The organism is Yersinia bercovieri ATCC 43970, from assembly GCF_013282745.1.
GTDB lineage: Bacteria > Pseudomonadota > Gammaproteobacteria > Enterobacterales > Enterobacteriaceae > Yersinia > Yersinia bercovieri.
Map to the genome: position 1 here is coordinate 793,030 of NZ_CP054044.1, position 18,896 is coordinate 811,925.

The following is an 18,896-nucleotide window of genomic DNA, read 5'->3' on the forward strand; positions in this document are numbered from 1 at the left end:
AAATCTTCCTAGGAAAATTCGTACATATCTAATCTATCGGTTATTAAAAAATAAACTAAACCGTTAAGGGCTAAAATAATGAAGAAAGATCGGTCTTGTAGGCGCTCAGGCCTTGATTTATATTCCCTTTTACCTGTTGCATGATACTGATTAATTTTTTTGCATAACTTGGGTCAGTAGCATATCCACCTGATTGTAGGGCATGTGCAGCATTTTCCGCTGTGTTAGATTTGGCAACATTTTGATAGCGGGGGTTATTCATCAATAATGAGGTGTAATCAGTGAGAGCTTCTGCATAGGATGGATATACTTTGAAAGCAGCTTTGACCTTCTGTGCCTTGCCATTAATATATTCTGTTGTGGTTATTTCAGTCGTCTCACCTTTCCAGTTCGGTGTCGCTTTTATACCGAATAAGTTATGGCTAGGCTTACCTTCTTTCGTCTCAATTTCCCTATTCCCCCAACCAGATTCAAGTGCGGCTTGGGCAATAATTAATTGATGAGGAATACCACTTTTTTGTGCAGCAGTTATCGCTGGCCCCAAGATGCGCGAAATAAAGTGAGTGCTATTCCCCGCAGCGCTGTTGTAGCGTGTCGCCCCCCCCTCATTATTATTCTTCGCCTCAGCACTATTGTGCGCGCCAGCATTGGGTTGAGGTGTGACATATTGCTGCTTAACCAGCGCTGGATTGAGGCTATAGGGTGCCGGGGCTGCGCCCGGTGTATTGGGTATGATGGGCATTTCACCGCCCATCTGTTTCACCATTAAGTCAGCGAACCCCATCTTGCTTTGTTGAGCAATATCCTGCGATATCTGCTGATCATACATGGAGGTAAACATGTCAGATTGCTGACTATTCAATAAGCCATCTTTAAAAGAAGCGTCACGCATGCTTTTGAGCATCATCTGAATAAACATGCCCTCCATTTGCTTTGCCGCTTCTTTTATCCCCTGCGGGGAGTTATTTTTCACCTCTAACTTTAGTGCACCAAGGCTTTGAACATCGAAGGCTGCGCCTGTAGAAAGTGGTGAGCTGCTCATTAGTTAGTCTCCAATTTGGCCCGTAAACAACCCGCGCTTTTCATTGATTGCAAGATTGACATCAAATCATTCGGTGTTGCGCCCAAGTTGTTTAACGCACGAATAACGTTGTTAAGGTCAGCACTGGTGTTTACTCGCTGTAAATAGCCATTTTGTTCACGAATCGATATTTCCGTATTGGGTGTTACCACCGTCTGTCCGCCCGCCAGTGGCGTATTGGGTTGGCTAACCTCATTTGTTTGGGAGACTTCCACCGTCAAATCGCCCTGAGCAACGGCGCAAGCATCAAGCACCACATGCCGATTCATCACCACCGATCCCGTACGAGAATTGATAATCACTTTTGCATCCATGATGTCAATTTGGATTGGAATATCTTGTACTTCTGCCAAAAAGCGCACTTTTGCTGCACTGTCAGTCGGTGCATTGAGTTTGATGGTCCGAGAGTCTTCAGCCATTGCGACCCCACCACCTAATCGGCGATTTATTGCATCACTCATTTTCTGAGCAACAGAGAAATCATCTTCATTGAGCTGAAGACGTAGAATATTCTCATTGGCAAATGAGACGGGAACTTCGCGTTCAACGGACGCACCGCCACTTATCCGGGCACCGTTTAGCTGATTTACCTGTACCCGATTCCCACCACTTTGCGCCCCCGCTCCCGATACCAGTAAATTCCCCTGAGCAAGGGCGTAAATCTGGTTATCAACCCCTTTCAGAGGGGTCATGAGTAACGTACCGCCACGCAGGCTTTTCGCATTACCCAGTGAAGAGACAACAACATCAATTTTCTCGCCTGGACGTGAAAATGGCGGCAACTCAGCGGTGACCATCACGGCGGCAACATTTCGAAGCTGCATATTGGTGCCTGGAGGCACGGTGATCCCTAACTGCGATAACATGTTACTGAGGCTTTGTGTGGTGAACGGGGTTTGCATGGTCTGATCGCCAGTGCCATCAAGCCCGACGACCAGTCCGTACCCCATCAGAGAGTTGCTACGAACGCCCTGAAGAGTGGTTAAATCACGAATTCGCTCTGCCTGAGCATCTTGCGGTACGAGAAAAATCAAGCCGGTAAAAAACAAGCTCAGGCATAACGTTAAAAATGAAGTATTCATTAGCTTTTACATTAAATGGGAGAAATATTGAGGAACAGACGCTGTAACCAACCCATCTGCTGCGCTTCGTTGATGTACCCATTACCGACGTATTCAATGCGTGCGTCGGATACTTGAGTAGAGATCACTGTGTTACTACTGCTGATGGTTCGTGGATTGACTACGCCGGAGAAACGAATAAATTCGGTCCCCTGATTAATGGCGATTTGCTTCTCACCAACCACCCTGAGGTTGCCGTTTTCCAGTAATTGTTGCACGGTGACGGTAATCGTCCCGCTGAAGGTATTTCTCGCGGCGGCCCCGCCTTTACCTGAGAAATCGCTACTCCCACTAATGGCTGTATTGGCCCGATCGCCACCCAGTAGCCCAGACAACATATTTGGGACAGCGTCGACAGATATCCCGGTGGAGCCACCACGGTTAGCACTGGCTGAAGAGCTTTTACTGGCGCTGACATTTTCTTGCAGCACGATGGTCAAAGTATCACCGACATTTCTCGGTCTACGATCTTCAAACATCGGCTGATAGCCATAGCTCATTGCCTGTCCGGTCTGAAAAATTGACCCATTCACGGTGGTCATCGTGGGTGAGGCCGGGCTGGCAGTTGTTACACCCCCCACCAGTGGCTGATGAGGGATGTAGGAACACCCCGTCAGAAACAATGTCAGCACTATCGGGGACAAAAACGACCCCATAACACTTTTAGAACCAAGGAGTGCATGGGGGGCGTTTCTTTTGGGTATGGCGTAACAAGACTGGTTTTTCATTTCATCCACTGCGGTCAAAATAGCCATAAATCGGCCCTTGCTTTGAGCACAAGGGCCTGGCTGATAGGTGTTATCAAAGCTGCGTCAGGCGTTGCAACATCTGGTCAGATGTTGATACCGCTTTACTGTTAATTTCATAGGCACGTTGAGTCTGGATCATATTAACCAGCTCTTCTGCCACGTTGACGTTGGAGGTCTCGACATACCCTTGTCTGAGCGTGCCGCTGCCATTCAGACCTGGCGTAGTTTCATTAGGTGCGCCAGAGGACTGCGTCTCGCGGTAGAGGTTTTCACCGATGCTTTCCAGACCAGAATCGTTAATAAAGGTACTTAACGTGATCTGTCCTACCTGCTGTGGAGCCGTTTGTCCCTGAACGGTGACACTCACGATGCCGTCATTACCTACTGTCAATGTTTCGGCATCCGGCGGGAGAGTGATGGCCGGTTGAACCGGGTAACCGCTGGAGGTCACCAACTGGCCATTTTGATCAATCTGGAACGAACCATCGCGAGTAAAAGCCGTGGTTCCGTCAGCAAGCTGAATCTGGAAAAAACCGTTTCCTTGAATTGCCAGATCTTTGCTGTTGCTGGTTTGGTTCAGGCTCCCCTGGCTATGAAGACGTTCAGTCGATACAGGTCGAACCCCAGTCCCCAATTGCAAGCCAGAGGGTATCGTTGTCTGCTCCGTGGACTGCGCGCCAGGCTGTCGTAGCGTCTGATAAAGCAGATCTTCAAATACCGCACGCTGTCGTTTGAATCCATTGGTGCTCACGTTTGCCAGGTTGTTAGAGATAACATCCATATTGGTTTGCTGAGCTTCAAGACCTGTTTTGGCAATCCATAAAGAACGGATCATACTGAAATTCCTCTTCGCCGGGACTTACCCCATGGCCAGTAATTGGTTAGCTTTCTTTTCGTTATCATCCACCGCACTGATGACTTTTATATTCATGTCAAATCCGCGTGCTGTGGCAATCATGTCCACCATGGATTTAACGGGACTCACATTGCTGCTTTCCAGTGCCCCCGGCGCTAACTGCAAACTTTGGTCGGCAGGTAACGCCATCAATCCGGCATTAGGCGAGGTTTCAGCAATATGAAACAGACCATCGTCACCGTGACGCAGATCCTGAAGCCGAGCATTAACCAGCTTGAGTCTTCCCACTTGAGCAAGCGCTGAAGGCTCCTCTCCCGCGCCGAGAGCGGTAATGGTTCCGTCTGGTGCTATCGTTAATTCTGCCTGTGGTGGGACATTTATCGGGCCACCATCCCCCAGCACGGCACGCCCATTGACCCTCAGCAAACCCTCGCTATCAATATCGATATTGCCCGCGCGGGTATAAGCCTCTCCGCCGCCGAGAAGTTCGACGGCCAGCCAACCATCCTGCGGCAAAGCAACATCAAGGTTGCGGCCTGTCTGGTTAATGGTTCCCATCGAATCATCGTGATACGGCGTAGATTCGGTTACCAATGTGCGGGTTTCAACTGATGGCCCATTAATCGGCACGGCACGAAATGCCGAAAGCTGTGCACGAAAACCCGTGGTTGATGCATTGGCCAAATTGTTGGACGTCACGCCCTGACGATTAAGGGCGGCATTAGCCGCGCCCATTGCGGTGTAAATTGCGCGATCCATAGGAGCCGCCGTTAACTGAGGTTAGCCAGAATCTGAAGGAGTTCAGACTGGGTCTTAATGGTCTGTGAGTTGGACTGATAGTTACGTTGATAAACGATCATATTGACCATCTCTTTACTCAGATCAACGTTGGAGGCTTCAAGTTTATTACCAGACAATTTCCCCAAGTTCCCCGTACCTGAAATGCCAGTGACGGGCTGCCCGGACTCCGGTGTTTCTAACCAACAGTTATCGCCTTGAGATGACAGACCGCCTGGATTGGTGAAGCTCGATAACACAACCTGCCCAAGTAATTGCTGCTCGCCATTACTATAAGAAGCAATAATCTCGCCACCATCTCCAACGGTATAACCATTCATCATGCCGGGGGCGTAACCCGTCGTTGACTGCCTATCCATTGAGGTCTCGGAGGCTTGTTGGGTCATCCCCGCAAGATCCAGATCAAAATTCAGTGGCTCACCGCCGTTAAAAGCAGCCCCTTGAATATTTAATTTTGCAGGTGTGGTGACCAACTGACCCGAAGTATCGAACTGAATGTCCAGCTCCTGATAAACCGCATCACCTGCACCATCAACCTTTGGTGAAGTGGTATTGCTGGAGTAGGCTTTCCATTCGTTGTCACCGGTTTTAACGAAGTAAATATTGATAGTGTGCTTGTTGCCCAAACTATCATATGCATCTAACTGGCTGACTGAGCTATAACTACTGTTATCAGCGGGATCAAAGGGATTGACGGTTTGATCTATCGCCTCAGTACCAGAGTCCAGATTCCCATTCAGGATACCGCTATCAGACGCACGAGCAGGCATCTGCCCGTTAGGGATCTGAATCGGGCCAACGGCAGCACCTGGCTGAATAGTTGGTGGGTTACCGGTAGCCTGGAAACCGGTCAAATTCATGCCTTGGTTATTGACAATGAAACCATCGGCATCGGTTTTGAATTGTCCATTGCGGCTATAAAACACCCGCCCGGCGTCATTCGTTAAACGGAAAAAACCGTTCCCCTGAATACCCATATCCAGGCTGCTGTTCCCCATGCCCAAAACACCGTCACTGAAATTTTGATTAACAGAAGAAACCTGTACCCCCATCCCTACCTGGGATCCAGCAAATACGTCGGCAAAGGCGATAGAACCCGATTTGAACCCAACTGTTTGGGAGTTCGCAATATTGTTACCCACAACATCGAGTGCTTGCGAAGCTGCGCTTAAACCACTAAGGCCCTGTGAAAAACTCATTATTGATATTCCTGAACGCTAAAAAATAAAATTCGAGATCTGATCACTCAATTAAATAAATGTTGCCTAATGTCGCCGTCCCATTTAATCCCAACTGCAATACTGCGCCGGCAGTGGTAAATGAAACACCGTCCACTTTTGCTTTTTTCAAAGCAGAGACATTTGGCACACTACCGTCACTGTTTGATGCTGAGAATGAAACCTTATATCCACCCTCAATATCAGTTGGTGGTTCGGCGGGTTGGAAGCTACTCAAATCGTCGAAAGTGAATTTATTCACACCTGCTTTGACATTTTCCAAGACGGCAGAATAAGCATTACCCTGCGAATCAGTTAACGTCACCGTCACTTTGTCCACATCGGTATCCGCAGCGAACGCAAATTCTTTATTGCCATCGTCTGCAAAAGAAATAACCGATTCGCCTTCAATCCAGACATTACGGCCGACCCACTCCGCAGCATTCATTTGCTGCATACTGGTCACAAGAGTACCGACGCTATTAAGGGTACTATTGAGCTGTTGAACCCCTGATGCGGTATTAAATTGCGCCAATTGAGAGGTCAGCTGGTTATTATCCATTGGGTTAGTTGGATCTTGGTTTTGCATTTGTGCAACGAGGAGTGTCATAAAACTATTAGATAAATCCTCGATACTGTTACCACCGCTGGACCCCGTACCTCCAGATACATCAGTGGAATTCATTACTGATGAAACACCCATTTCTGGCTCCTTACTGACCCAAGGTCAATGTTTTTAACATCATTGATTTAGCTGTATTTAGAACTTCTACATTGGCCTGATAACTTCGGGAGGCAGAAATGGTATTCACCATTTCACTCACGACATTGACATTTGGCATGCGCACGTAGCCTTTATCATCTGCCAATGGGTTACCTGGTTCATAGACCATCCGATCGGGATCACTGCTCTCCATCACATCACTCACCCGAACCCCGCCAATTTCTTGTCCTGGAGCACTATTGACCTGAAAAACAACCTGACGCGCGCGATAAGGTTGCCCATCAGGGCCGACAGCACTGTCGGCATTGGCCATATTACTGGCACTGACATTAAGTCGTTTCGATTGGGCTGCCATAGCTGAGCCCGAAATATCAAAGATGCTAAATGTTGACATCGCTATAATTATTCCTAATTGATGACAGCCATCATGCTTTTAATTTGCGTACTGAGAATCGTTAAGCTGGACTGATATTTCATGCTATTATCAGCAAAATTAATTCGCTCACGATCCATATCAACAGTATTGCCATCTGCACTGGGTTGGTCCGGAATGCGATAAAGTAATTGGCTATCATTCATCCTAGATTTCATACCTGCAATATGTGCACCTGAGGTGAGTCCTAAGGAGAGTGAGCCTTTTTCAGGCGCACTGCGATCCACTGCAGTTTTTAATTGTTGAGAAAAATCAATATCTCTCGCCAAATACCCAGGTGTGTCGACATTAGCTATATTAGAGGCCAAAATGTCCTGACGCTGAGTCAATAACCTTAGTGCATCTTGCTGAAAACGAAACGCGTTATCAAGTTTATCAATCATGAAAGAATTGACCTCTACTAAGTGAAAAATAACGCTGCCATTTTATGGTTGAATGGTTCAATTTTATACTGCGAGGATATGACAAAAGTAACCTTAATTAAAAGGATGACTCACTCAGAGGGCATTAATAACCGCTATCGGGAGAATTGGCGCCAATAATTTGCGTATTTAGCATGTTAATAAACTTAATTTCTGACATATAATTTTTATTATCAAAACCAATTATAAACTCTTTTTGCCCACATCCATATTATTAAGGTTATAAAATCCATGCTTCCCTCACGTAGCCACTTTATTACATTATTAACACTTATTGTCTGTTTCAAGATGTTTGATGCGACGGCGGCCCCCCAGCCATCGGATAACGCACTGGAGACACAAATAGCAGCACTGCTAAATTCTCAGCGCGGGAGTGCCACTGACGCCGACGTTACTCGAACCATAAAAATCCTAACTCCTCCCGAGCAACTCACCTCCCTGTGCCCCAACCCAGAACTCTCACTTGCAGGTAATAACACTCGTCTCACTGGCAACAAAAGTGTGATTGCACAATGTGAAGGCCAGCGAAAATTTATCCAGATAGCGGTGTATGCACAAGGCACTTGGTGGACGCCAAGCCATCCCCTTAAACCAGGCGTCACCATCCAGCCAGAAGATCTTGAATCTCGAACTGGCTCCCTGGCACGCCTGCCAGAGGGGGTAGTCTTCAACAAAGAGCATATTATTGGTCTAACAACCACCCGCTCCATTAATCGTGGGCAGCCTGTGCTTCAAAATCAGTTACGGCAACCTCGGGTTATTATGACCGGGCAGGAAGTCGAGATGATAGCAACAGGGCCAGGGTTTAGGATCCGGTCAAGAGGCAAGGCACTGGATAACGCCGCGCTGGGAGGAACACTCCGAATTATCACGAAGACAGGACAAATAATGACCGGCACAGTCACCGCAGAGGGGAAAGTGAACATTGACCTCAAAGAATAATTTTAGTTTTTTTGATATCCACCGATATTATATTCATACCACTACCACTAGGTCGCAATAGTAACGAATTCCCGGGGATGACGATGAGTATAGATCGAGCACAACAACCATTATCAATGACCACTGCGAATGCTCCGCAGGATTTAAAATTACGCCCAAGAACAGCAGAGCTGAGTTCACAATCCATCGTGAGCAACGAAAACTCCGGCACACAGGTTAAATTGAGTAAGTTGACCAATCAGATACAGACAGATAGCTCCCGCGATATTGATTACGATCGCCTTGCTAAAATTCAGGCATCTATGGATGCAGGTGAACTTGTTCTCGACAGCGACAAAATTGCTAATGTCTTGGTACAAGATATATTTCAACACTAACAAACTATTATAAAAAAATGAAAATGGAAAATTTACGCTCCATTCTACTCAAATTGGAGGATTCCCTCGAGGAACTGGAAGCAATTCTTATCGAAGAGGCGAATCAATTAAAACGGCCACAAATAAATCCTGTTTCACTGCAGATTGTGTCTGACAGCAAAAGTCAATTATTGTCTACCATCAGCCATTATGATGAACTGCGCAAGCAACAGGAGATAACGTTACAACACACGGCGCCTTATCCTAAAAATGCAAGGTTTTCATCCTACTGGAAAAATATTACCCAAAAAGTTAAAGCCGCTGATGAGCTAAATAAAAAAGTCTATGTGTTGCTCGATATACACATGCAAAAAGCCAATAACCTGAAAAACATTGTTAATAAAGCAAGCACAGGCTCATCATTATATGGTTCTGAAGGACATTCAAATCAGCCTTCTTCTGGAAAAGTTTATAACATCAGTGTCTAAATATCTTCGTCTGGCATTTTCACCCTATGTAAACTTCCTTTAACAAGGAAGTTTATTTTCCAGCATCAATCAGCTTATAAGCTGACACTTTTGTCCGCTCCTCGCCCCTTCTCTTTGCCGTTTTTTTTGCCACTAAAGCGTTAAAATAGACTGTGCAGAATTGATTAGCGAATATGCCTAACAGGCAAGGTTGATGAAGTGGCAAAAATAATATTGCGTAGTGGTTATCTAAATGAACTCACTGCGCTGGGTGAGAATGGGCAGACCATATTTGATTCGGCGTTACAAATACGCGAAACATTGCGTCTGCGAAAACAAAAAATAGTGCTGGATTGTTTGGCTATTCCCCAGCTCAATGATGCTGAAGAAAAAGTCGACTGGTATGCCCCATTTGAGGGCGCTATCACACCTTGGGCATCAGCGAGTCAAGACCAGCGTCAACATGCGCTGCGTTATTTGGAAAACTGCCTGGCCACCTCTTCAACGATAAGTCAGCGCTGCCTACACGCCGAGAAAACCGCAGTACAGTTATTCGGTTCCTTGATGACCAAAGCACTCCAATTTCCTGCCAGCCAATATATTTATCTGGTTGCAGATAAGCCCGTCATTACCTTCTGGGGATTTGTGAATTTGGGCGACTCCGCACGGGAGGATGTGCTTGAGTGCTTGTCGCTATCCGAGCTGCCAGATGTAGAAATAGCCGATCCTGTCAAGCCATCTTTGGCAACAACCGTAGTGGAAGAAGCGGATGAGGATGAGGATGAGGATGAGGAGTATCTGGCAGATCCTGAGCCAACTCGAGTCACATTGAGCCAGCCAGAAATGCCTCTTTTATCTCCCGTCGTTGCAACAGTGGTGGCAAAACCGATCCCCCCGAGTGCGTCAGAATCATCACCGGAAAAATCACGCGCACTCCGGCCACGTTTGATGCCAAAAATCATTGCGCTAGTCTCACTTTTTGTCATCGCGCCATTGGCCTACTCGTATCTGGCCGCGGTATTTCCATCGCTATTCACCCAAAGTGAGTCGCCCGACGCGTTTATACCTACAATCGAAGCGCCAATAGCCCCAATGATCCAATTAACTAATACCCTGCCATTACAACCGGCCCAGGTCGTCCCGCCCCCTGTTGTGGTAAAGCCACCGGTCAACACGCCGGAGAGAGAACAGAGCAAACCGGCCAAAAATGCACTGGTGCTTCCTGCGGAGGCGGTTAAAGCCGGGTCAACCAAATTTCTAAATGGTGCCTGGCGAGCCACTATTGATGTCAAAGATCCCCTCACCGGCAAGCCGCCGAGCCTGCGCTATCAGATAAATAATAATAGCGGCACCGTTCGGACAATGCATGGCGACAACGTCACCTGTAAATCAGACATCCAATTAGGCTTGATGCCATCGGGCAATCTCAGTATCAAGAGTCGCGGCCAAGCCAAATGCAGCGACGGCAGCCGCTACCCCATTCCCGATATTATTTGCACACAGCCCCTCTCCGGTGTGGCGCAGTGCACAGGGAGCTATGCGGGTGACACCGTTGTTCCAATCACGTTTATTAAAGTGAGTAAATAACCCATGTTGATAAACCTTATCGATTACCCATCGAGTGTCACTCTGGTCAAAAACAGCGGTATCCAGTTCCTGGATTTTGGTATTACTCCTGTGATGGACAACCCCCATAGCGGCCGTTTTGTTCGCCAAAGTGTTAACGGCCCGCTACTGCGACTCAGCTATGAGACCCAATCAGGCAAATTCACCCTGCCGGGTGAGAATGGCAGTGAGCCGGAGATCCTCAAGCCAGAAAGTACGATTTCACTCGAAGACTCTCTGCGGGTCTTGGATAGTCTCTGGCTGCCGCTGCCTTTTATGCGTTTTAGTTCCGCACGGAGCCTGAGCAGCAGTCCGGAGAACTGGGCACGCGTTCATATTAAGCGCCTGCAAAAACCCGATCCCGCCGGTAATACCTTACGTATCTGCATTGCTTTTGATACCAAAGTGCATGCTGAGGATGATGCCAGCGCCCAATTGATGCCCACGCGAGCAGATGTCCGTAATGGCACTCGTTTTGTCCTCGCCTGGCATAATAATGAAATCAATGAGTTTCTTGATCAAACATGGGTAGATGGCTGGCTTCGTGAGGTCTTTGTCCACTATTACGCCACCCGTCAAGACGAAAATGGGGAGCGCGATATCAATAGTGCAATGAAAGCATTTGAATATCAGGCACATTTCCTCAATATTCTGGAAATGCTCGGCACCCAAGTCGCTGTACCTGACGTGCAAATAGTGACACAGACACTGAACTCGCCCATGGTCCCGGTTGATCTGATACTTGATGTGGGTAATAGCCATACTTGTGGCGTATTACTTGAAGATCATGGCGAAAAAAATGCCGGGTTACAGCAAAGTTCAGAACTACACATCCGTTCACTGGGCGATCCCCAACTTATCAGCGCCCCCCTGTTCACCAGCCGTCTGGAGTTCAATGAGGCAAAGTTTGGTAAACATCATTTCTCAATGGAGAGTGGCCGTGAAGATGCCTTTATCTGGCCCTCGATTGTTCGGGTTGGGGATGAAGCTGGTCGCCTGGCGATGCAGCGGAAAGGCACTGATGGCATTAGCGGGATCTCAAGTCCACGGCGTTATCTCTGGGATGATATGCCCGCCCCTCAAGCCTGGCGTTTCAGCCAGTTCAGTGGCAAAAAACAGAGTGAGCCGCGCGCGATTGCACTTCCACTCATGAATTTGATGAATGATGATGGCCAACCTTTGCATAGCCTGCCACCAGAGGAGCGGTTGCCCGTATTTTCATCCAATTATAGCCGCAGCTCTCTAATGACCATGATGTTATGTGAGGTCATCACTCAGGCATTGGTGCAAATCAACAGTGTCAGTCATCGGCAAAACATGGGGCTAATACATGCTCCCCGTCGCCTGCGTAGCCTGATCCTTACCCTGCCCTCCGCGATGCCAAAACAAGAGCGTGAAATTTTTCGGCTTCGGGTGAAAGAAGCCACACAGTTGGTCTGGAAAGCCCTTGGATGGCAATCGGATGAAGAGGGGATAGACACCTTACCACTGCCAGAGGTGCATATGGAGTGGGACGAAGCGACCTGTGGCCAGCTGGTCTGGCTCTATAATGAAACAATGAATAATTATGCCGGACACGCCCGAACCCTCTTCCAGAGTTTGGCGCGCCCCGAACGCCTGACGCCACCGAATACCGCCTTCGGTAGCACTCTGCGCGTGGCCTCTATTGATATTGGTGGCGGCACCACCGACATGGCGATTACGCAATATCAGTTAGATGACGGCATTGGCAGCAATATAAAAATCACCCCACGTTTGCTGTTCAGAGAGGGATTTAAAATTGCAGGGGACGACCTTCTGCTGGATGTCATCCAGTATTGTGTTCTGCCTGCCCTACAACAAGTGTTGCTTGATGCTGGCATTGCGGATGTCGAAAGCATCATGGCAAAATTATTCGGTGACGTGGATCTTGATGACAACCGGGCCACACTGCGCCAGCAGACCACCTTGCAGCTGTTTATTCCGCTCGGCCATGCCATTCTGGCAAGCTGGGAAAAGAGTGACCCACTGGATCCTTACGCCCAGTTGGAGGGCACATTTGGTGAGCTACTGAGCCAGCCACCCACAGCAAACGTAATAAATTATATTCATCAGCTAATTCAGCCTTTATTACCCGTAGAAGCTCTCCCGTTTGACGTACTGAATACGCCCTTGCAAATAGCGCTGGCGACCCTCAAAGAAGCACTGTTGACGGGGCGATTTAGCCTCACCGCCCCCCTACAGTCACTCGGCGAAATCATCCGCCATTACTGTTGTGATGTACTGCTTGTCACGGGGCACCCCGCTTGCCTACCAGGTGTTCAGGCACTGTTGCGCTACCTGCAACCCGTCCCCATCAGTCGTATTGTCTGGTTAGGGGGTTATCCCATTCACCGACAATTTCCTTTTGGTCGTCATGGCTGTGTTGCGAACCCGAAATCAACCGCAGCCCTGGGCGCCATGTTATACCGGCTGGCGATCGACTTGCGTCTGCCTGGTTTCAATTTTAAAGCGGCAGATATCCAAGCCTATTCCACCATTCGTTATCTCGGCGTGCTTGATGGCAGTCATAATTTGCATGAGGATAATGTCTGGTATGCCGATATTGACCTGGATAACCCCGACGCGCATCTGGATAGCCAGCTTTGCTTCCCACTGAGGGGGGATACCTATTTGGGCTTCCGCCAGTTGGCGGATGCACACTGGCCAGCGACGCCACTGTATATACTGAAAATAACCACTCCCGAGTTAGCTAAGCGCATTGCTGGCGATGGCGTATTGTATGTCCGGCTACAATATGACCCACATAGTGCCGACTTTTCACTGGTGGAAGCCAAAATGCAGGATGGCAGCCCCGTCCCACTCACAGCCCTGAAATTAAAACTAAATACCCTTGCCAACAGCTATAGCGGAGCAAATCACTACTGGATCGATAGCGGGAGTGTCTACTCAAAATGAATCCATCTGACCCGATGCTAACTCATCTGACGAACTGGTTACAACGTACCCGTGAGCACTCTCCACAGCTGCATCTTGAAGCGGACGGGCTGCTGGCACGACTCACTCATTGGTGCCATCGTCAGCAAAAAATTAGCGCGCTAAGCCACACGCCAATGACCCTTGGCTTGTATGGCAACGCCATTGAAGGCAAGCATCATTTACTCAAAATGATCATCACTGAGGGGCGAGATGAGCTGTATGTTCAGTTGGGTGAAAACACACTTAACTACCTGACACACATCAACCCCGGTCATGGGCCAACCTCAATGGCGGTGCGTTTCACCGATGCGCAGCAACCCGTGGTAGAGAATTACCCGCTGTTACTGACCTTGTTCAGTGAAAGTGAGTTAGCCCAACGGCTGATACGCCAACATCCGCCGGGTCACCCCTCCCAGCCGCGATCCAGCAGTGTTATTACGGCTACCTTAGCCAAGCTACAAGCACGACGTCAGCCAGAGCCGAATGCCGGCATGACCAGCGAACAGTTCTCATCAATAATGCACTGTTATCAGCAGAATATTCGCCAGCCATATCAACTGGATGATGGGCTTCAGTACCAGATGGCAGAATTGGCACCTTGGTTGAGTCTCACTGACCGCGCGGAATTACTGTCACTATTATGGGGAGGGAATGCAGCGCTAACATCCCAATGGCGGCAACAAGCTCAAACACTCAAACAGTTGGGAAACCTCTCTCACGTTTTAGCACCAGCCAGTTTGGTTGTTGATGGCTTCCTCCTTCCCCGCGAAGGATTCCTGCTCCCGATTTCGTCAGAGCAATCGGTGCAAGAGGTTGATGTTATTGTTTGCTTGCGTAAAAATGCAGCCGCACCCACATACCAAAGCATCACCGAGCAGGAACTGGCGCGTGTTTGTGCTGAAATCACATTCACACTCAGCCACCCATCTGCACTCGCTGGTGTCGAACTGGTGGATATCCCAACACACCAATTAAGTGACTATCAAGAGCGCCTACAACCGGACACCTTGTTGATCTGTGATGCCGCGATGGATGCTCAACATGTCTCGCCGATGGCGAAGAGTTTGGCACAGTGGGTTCAACACACCCAGCCGCAGAGCCAAAACAGTCTGCCTCGACTGATCTGGGCCATCACGCCATTCGATATGCGTTTTACCCAAGGTAAACCTTATGATAAGGCCGTTCAGCAGGCGATTACCGCACTTGGTATCCGCTGGGGGACATTGCAGGCCGTGGATAAGCGTAACATGGCGAGCTTACAGGAGTGGCTGGCTGTCGCATTAAATACATCATGCCGTCAGCATCGGCAGAGCGCGCTCCAGCGCACCCTAACAGAGCAGGTTGCCCAGCAATTTCAGCGTCTTTATTTAAGCAGTGACATCAGCGCGACGAACCATCAGCAACAAGCCGAAGATCTCATTCGTACACTGCAAACTCAAGCGGCCCAGCACGGTGAACTTATTGACCAACTCAGCCTCCCCCGAGAGAGTATTCATCAGTGCTGGTTGCAATACCACCAGAAGGTCTTCAACAAACCTAAAGATCTTGAGCTAAAAATCGATCTGTTTGCGGATGACGATCTGGCCCCGCTGACGCCGTCAATCAGCAAAAATTGCGACTTCGCCTCACAAGTGTATGCGCTATGGGTCGGCCATTTGCGCCAGTGGGCGCATCGCCAGACCACCCTACCGTCATGGGGACTGGACTCAGCCCAACGTCAAACACTGTGTGACATTCTTATCTCCACAGGCAACCGGCTTAAACTTCAACTGACCTTGGCAAAGGCACTGGCACAAAATGAGAGTGATGCCGCCATCGCCATTACCCGTGCCGCAAATGTCATAAACGACTTTGTTGGCTGGCTGGGATATAACCAGACGCCATTAGCCGATCGCCCAATAAGCCGGATAAGTAAAGAATCAGCGATCTTTGCCCCGCCGCCTCAGGCGAGTGCAGACAACCGCTTGACCTCTCTTGGCGCACCAACCACGGCGGTCAATGCAATATATATCTATGACTGGCTGGTCGCACTATTACACCGCGCCAATGAGAGCCGCCCCTGCTACGAGGATATTGATGATAAACAACGCAAGGCACTACAACTGCTGATTCACTCCCTATTTGGCGACATCAAGCCTTAAAAAGAGTCAGGCTACATATCTTGTAAAGGAAACATTCCACGTAGGAATTCCATTGATATGATTAATTTTATTTATGCATCAAATGATAGGCTTATACTTATCACGGCCATCAATAATTTAATTCAGATCATACAGGAGTGAGAGTCATGCTTAATATTGATCGAAAATACCTCATGAATCTTGATGAAAGTGCATTAAAAAAACAGCGATTGATCATGCGGATCATTGCCGTGCTACTGCTCTTAGGCGGGATATTCTGCCTGATTAACCCATTAGCCTCCGGCGTGGTGCTGAGCAAGATCATTGGTATTCTGCTACTACTCAGTGGTATCGCCCTGATTGTCGGAATGGTGACCAACCGCCGCGCCCATGACCTCTGGCCGATGGTGACCGGTATTTTGCTCGGCGTGGCATACATTGTTATGGGTTATGTATTCGTCACAAATCCAGCAATCGGCATGATAAGTCTGGCGGTGGTACTGGCCGTGCTCTTTGCCTTTGGTGGGGTAATGCGGCTAATCACCGGTTTTAAAACATGGAAAATGCCGGGCGCATGGTTACAGATCTTGCTAGGGGTGTTGGATCTGGTGATCACCTATCTATTGGTCAGCGCCGGGCCATTGATGTCGATCACCATGGTCACCACCTTGGTCGGGATTGAGATGCTGTTCAGTTCATTTAGCTGCTTTATGGTTGCGAGCCTCTATAAACGCGACGCCTAGCCCCCTCCTCTGTGCGGTATCCTGATCTGGGATACCCTCTTCCAACGTCATATTCATGACCGCTATCACAATCAGCGCATCGAAATTTCCCAAGCTGTACGCCACCGTCTAGATTTGAATAAAAAATCTCATCCGACCACTTGCCCAATCCGGCCAGGGCGGCGAGAAATAACAATAACGGTTTGGCTATATTGAGCTGATTGATAGAGCCAGAAGTACACCCGATGGAGACTGCAATGTTAGCTTACCCTCACCTGCTCGCCCCCCTGGATCTGGGCTTCACCACCTTGAAAAATCGCGTATTAATGGGGTCAATGCATACCGGACTGGAAGAGTTAGCCGATGGCCCACAACGTCTGGCGGCGTTTTATGCTGAACGGGCGGCCGGCGGCGTTGGCCTGATTGTCACTGGCGGCATCGCGCCCAATAAAAAAGGGGTGGTCTATCAGGGCGCATCAGTGCTGAATGACCCCGCACAACTCCCCCACCACCAAATCGTGACCGATGCCGTGCATCAGGCAGGCGGCAAAATCGCGCTACAGATTCTCCATGCGGGTCGTTATAGCTATCAGAAGCAACCCGTAGCCCCCTCTCCACTGCAAGCGCCCATTAACCCCTTTGCACCACAAGCTTTGAGCCATGATGAGGTGCTGCAAACTATTGCTGACTTCGCCCACTGCGCCCAACTGGCCAAACAAGCCGGTTACGACGGTGTTGAGGTGATGGGGTCTGAGGGCTATCTCATCAATCAGTTCCTCACCGCCAGAACCAATCATCGCGATGATGAATGGGGTGGCGATTTTACCCGCAGAATGCGGTTTGCCGTCGAAATTGTGCGGGCCGTTCGTCAGGCAACCGGGCCTGATTTTATCCTGATTTACCGCCTGTCGATGCTCGATCTGGTGGAAGATGGCTCCAGTTGGAGTGAGATCGAACAGCTGGCGCTGGCGGTTGAACAAGCCGGGGCCACCCTAATTAACACCGGGATTGGTTGGCATGAAGCGCGCATTCCTACCATCGCCACCATGGTGCCACGGGCCGGATTCAGCTGGGTGACCCGCAAATTGATGGGCAAAGTGCGCATTCCATTGATCACCACTAACCGAATTAACGACCCCGCAGTGGCTGAACAAGTGCTGGTTGATGGCTGTGCGGATATGGTCTCGATGGCACGTCCATTCTTAGCCGACGCCGCTTTTGTCCAAAAGGCCGCGCAGGATCGGGCGGATGAAATTAACACCTGCATCGGCTGCAATCAGGCCTGCTTAGATCAGATTTTCGACGGCAAACTGACCTCATGTCTGGTCAACCCGCGCGCCTGCCGTGAGACTGAAATGCCCATATTGCCAACGCAAGCGCCAAAACGCTTAGCCGTGGTTGGCTCTGGTCCGGCCGGATTAGCCTTTGCGGTAACTGCGGCCAGCCGTGGCCATCAGGTGACACTCTTTGAAGCCGCCGCAGATATCGGCGGCCAGTTCAATATTGCCCGCCAGATCCCCGGCAAAGAGGAGTTCGACGAAACCCTGCGCTATTTCCGCCGCCAATTGGTGCTTCATGGGGTCACTCAGCAGTTGAATACGCCAGTGCAACCACAGCATCTGGCTGATTTTGATGAAATCATTCTCGCCTGTGGTATTCAGCCGCGCTTACCGGCCATCAAGGGTATCGACCATCCAAAAGTGCTGACCTATCTGGACGTCTTACGTGATAAAAAGCCGGTCGGGGAGCGAATTGCCATTATCGGTGCTGGTGGAATCGGTTTTGATACTGCGGAATACCTCAGTCAATCCGGCAGCTCCAGCAGTTTGGATAGCACCGCCTTCAGCCATGAATGGGGGATCGATCAGCAGCTCGCCCATCGCGGCGGCTTAGCGCCAGCAGGGGCCAAAGTGGAACCCTCGCCACGGCAGATCTTCCTGTTACAGCGAAAAACCAGCAAAGTGGGCGAAGGTTTGGGCAGAACAACCGGCTGGATCCACCGTACCACTCTGGCGATGCGCGGCGTGAAGATGCTCAACAGTGTCAGCTACGACCACATTGATGATGAAGGTTTGCATATTACCCGCGCCGAACAGAGCAGCTGCCTGCCCGTCGATACCATTATTATCTGCGCCGGTCAGGAGCCACGTCGCGAACTGCATCAACCCTTGCTGGAGATGGGCAAAACCGTGCATTTGATTGGTGGCGCAGACGTCGCCGCCGAGCTAGATGCCCGCCGGGCGATTGATCAAGGAACTCGCCTGGCGTTGGCGATTTGAATTGTGCAGATGAATAATAAGCAGCGGGTGGTAGCCCCACCCCTGT

17 protein-coding genes are annotated in these 18,896 nt (G+C 49.4%); 8 read left to right on the forward strand and 9 right to left on the reverse strand.

Going from position 1 to position 18,896, the window contains the following annotated elements; all coding sequences use genetic code 11:
• Positions 1-70: 70 nt before the first annotated feature.
• The 9 genes from flgJ to flgB all read right to left on the reverse strand — a co-directional run bounded on the left by flgJ (position 71) and on the right by flgB (position 7,362).
• A complete protein-coding gene (gene flgJ / locus HRK25_RS03600) occupies positions 71-1,042 on the reverse strand; it encodes a flagellar assembly peptidoglycan hydrolase FlgJ (RefSeq protein WP_032896459.1) in 972 nt (323 codons plus the stop codon).
• Entirely contained in the window at positions 1,042-2,163 is a 1,122-nt protein-coding gene (locus HRK25_RS03605) for a flagellar basal body P-ring protein FlgI (protein ID WP_005270958.1), read from the reverse strand. Before HRK25_RS03605 ends, flgJ begins: the two co-directional genes overlap by 1 nt.
• A gap of 11 nt (positions 2,164-2,174) precedes the next feature.
• Entirely contained in the window at positions 2,175-2,858 is a 684-nt protein-coding gene (locus tag HRK25_RS03610) for a flagellar basal body L-ring protein FlgH (protein WP_049602698.1), read from the reverse strand.
• Between the two features lie 145 nt (positions 2,859-3,003).
• Entirely contained in the window at positions 3,004-3,786 is a 783-nt protein-coding gene (gene flgG / locus HRK25_RS03615) for a flagellar basal-body rod protein FlgG (protein WP_005270956.1), read from the reverse strand.
• Positions 3,787-3,810: 24 nt separating this feature from the next.
• Complete coding sequence (locus HRK25_RS03620; RefSeq protein ID WP_005270955.1) at positions 3,811-4,566, reverse strand: flagellar basal body rod protein FlgF; 756 nt, start codon at positions 4,564-4,566, stop codon at positions 3,811-3,813.
• 11 nt (positions 4,567-4,577) lie between these two features.
• Positions 4,578-5,804 carry a flagellar hook protein FlgE gene (flgE, locus tag HRK25_RS03625; RefSeq protein ID WP_032896456.1) on the reverse strand — a complete coding sequence of 409 codons (1,227 nt, stop codon included), beginning with the start codon at positions 5,802-5,804 and terminating at the stop codon, positions 4,578-4,580.
• A 43-nt stretch (positions 5,805-5,847) separates the two neighbouring features.
• Complete coding sequence (locus HRK25_RS03630) at positions 5,848-6,525, reverse strand: flagellar hook assembly protein FlgD (protein WP_032896453.1); 678 nt, start codon at positions 6,523-6,525, stop codon at positions 5,848-5,850.
• A 10-nt stretch (positions 6,526-6,535) separates the two neighbouring features.
• Entirely contained in the window at positions 6,536-6,940 is a 405-nt protein-coding gene (gene flgC, locus HRK25_RS03635; protein WP_032896450.1) for a flagellar basal body rod protein FlgC, read from the reverse strand.
• A gap of 14 nt (positions 6,941-6,954) precedes the next feature.
• Positions 6,955-7,362: a flagellar basal body rod protein FlgB gene (gene flgB / locus HRK25_RS03640; RefSeq protein ID WP_005270936.1), complete on the reverse strand. Its 408-nt coding sequence runs from the start codon at positions 7,360-7,362 to the stop codon at positions 6,955-6,957.
• Positions 7,363-7,632: 270 nt separating this feature from the next.
• Here flgB and flgA point away from each other — a divergent pair, with 270 nt between their 5' ends.
• The 8 genes from flgA (at position 7,633) to HRK25_RS03680 (ending at position 18,850) form a co-directional block, all read left to right on the forward strand.
• Positions 7,633-8,343 carry a flagellar basal body P-ring formation chaperone FlgA gene (flgA, locus tag HRK25_RS03645; RefSeq protein ID WP_005270935.1) on the forward strand — a complete coding sequence of 237 codons (711 nt, stop codon included), beginning with the start codon at positions 7,633-7,635 and terminating at the stop codon, positions 8,341-8,343.
• 83 nt (positions 8,344-8,426) lie between these two features.
• Positions 8,427-8,720, forward strand: coding sequence for a flagellar biosynthesis anti-sigma factor FlgM (locus HRK25_RS03650; protein WP_032896447.1), 294 nt, complete (start codon positions 8,427-8,429; stop codon positions 8,718-8,720).
• A 23-nt stretch (positions 8,721-8,743) separates the two neighbouring features.
• Positions 8,744-9,187, forward strand: coding sequence for a flagella synthesis protein FlgN (locus HRK25_RS03655; protein WP_032896544.1), 444 nt, complete (start codon positions 8,744-8,746; stop codon positions 9,185-9,187).
• 198 nt (positions 9,188-9,385) lie between these two features.
• Positions 9,386-10,753, forward strand: coding sequence for an SrfA family protein (locus HRK25_RS03660; protein WP_005270930.1), 1,368 nt, complete (start codon positions 9,386-9,388; stop codon positions 10,751-10,753).
• Between the two features lie 3 nt (positions 10,754-10,756).
• The gene (locus tag HRK25_RS03665) at positions 10,757-13,708 is read left to right on the forward strand and encodes a virulence factor SrfB (RefSeq protein WP_005270929.1); all 2,952 of its coding nucleotides are present in this window, start codon (positions 10,757-10,759) and stop codon (positions 13,706-13,708) included.
• Positions 13,705-15,870, forward strand: coding sequence for a virulence factor SrfC family protein (locus HRK25_RS03670; protein WP_032896444.1), 2,166 nt, complete (start codon positions 13,705-13,707; stop codon positions 15,868-15,870). The genes HRK25_RS03665 and HRK25_RS03670 overlap by 4 nt, the downstream gene beginning before the upstream one ends.
• 146 nt (positions 15,871-16,016) lie before the next feature.
• Positions 16,017-16,592, forward strand: a complete 576-nt coding sequence (locus tag HRK25_RS03675) for an HdeD family acid-resistance protein (protein WP_032896441.1) — start codon at positions 16,017-16,019, stop codon at positions 16,590-16,592.
• A 236-nt stretch (positions 16,593-16,828) separates the two neighbouring features.
• Positions 16,829-18,850: an NADPH-dependent 2,4-dienoyl-CoA reductase gene (locus HRK25_RS03680; protein ID WP_005270923.1), complete on the forward strand. Its 2,022-nt coding sequence runs from the start codon at positions 16,829-16,831 to the stop codon at positions 18,848-18,850.
• Positions 18,851-18,896: the final 46 nt, after the last annotated feature.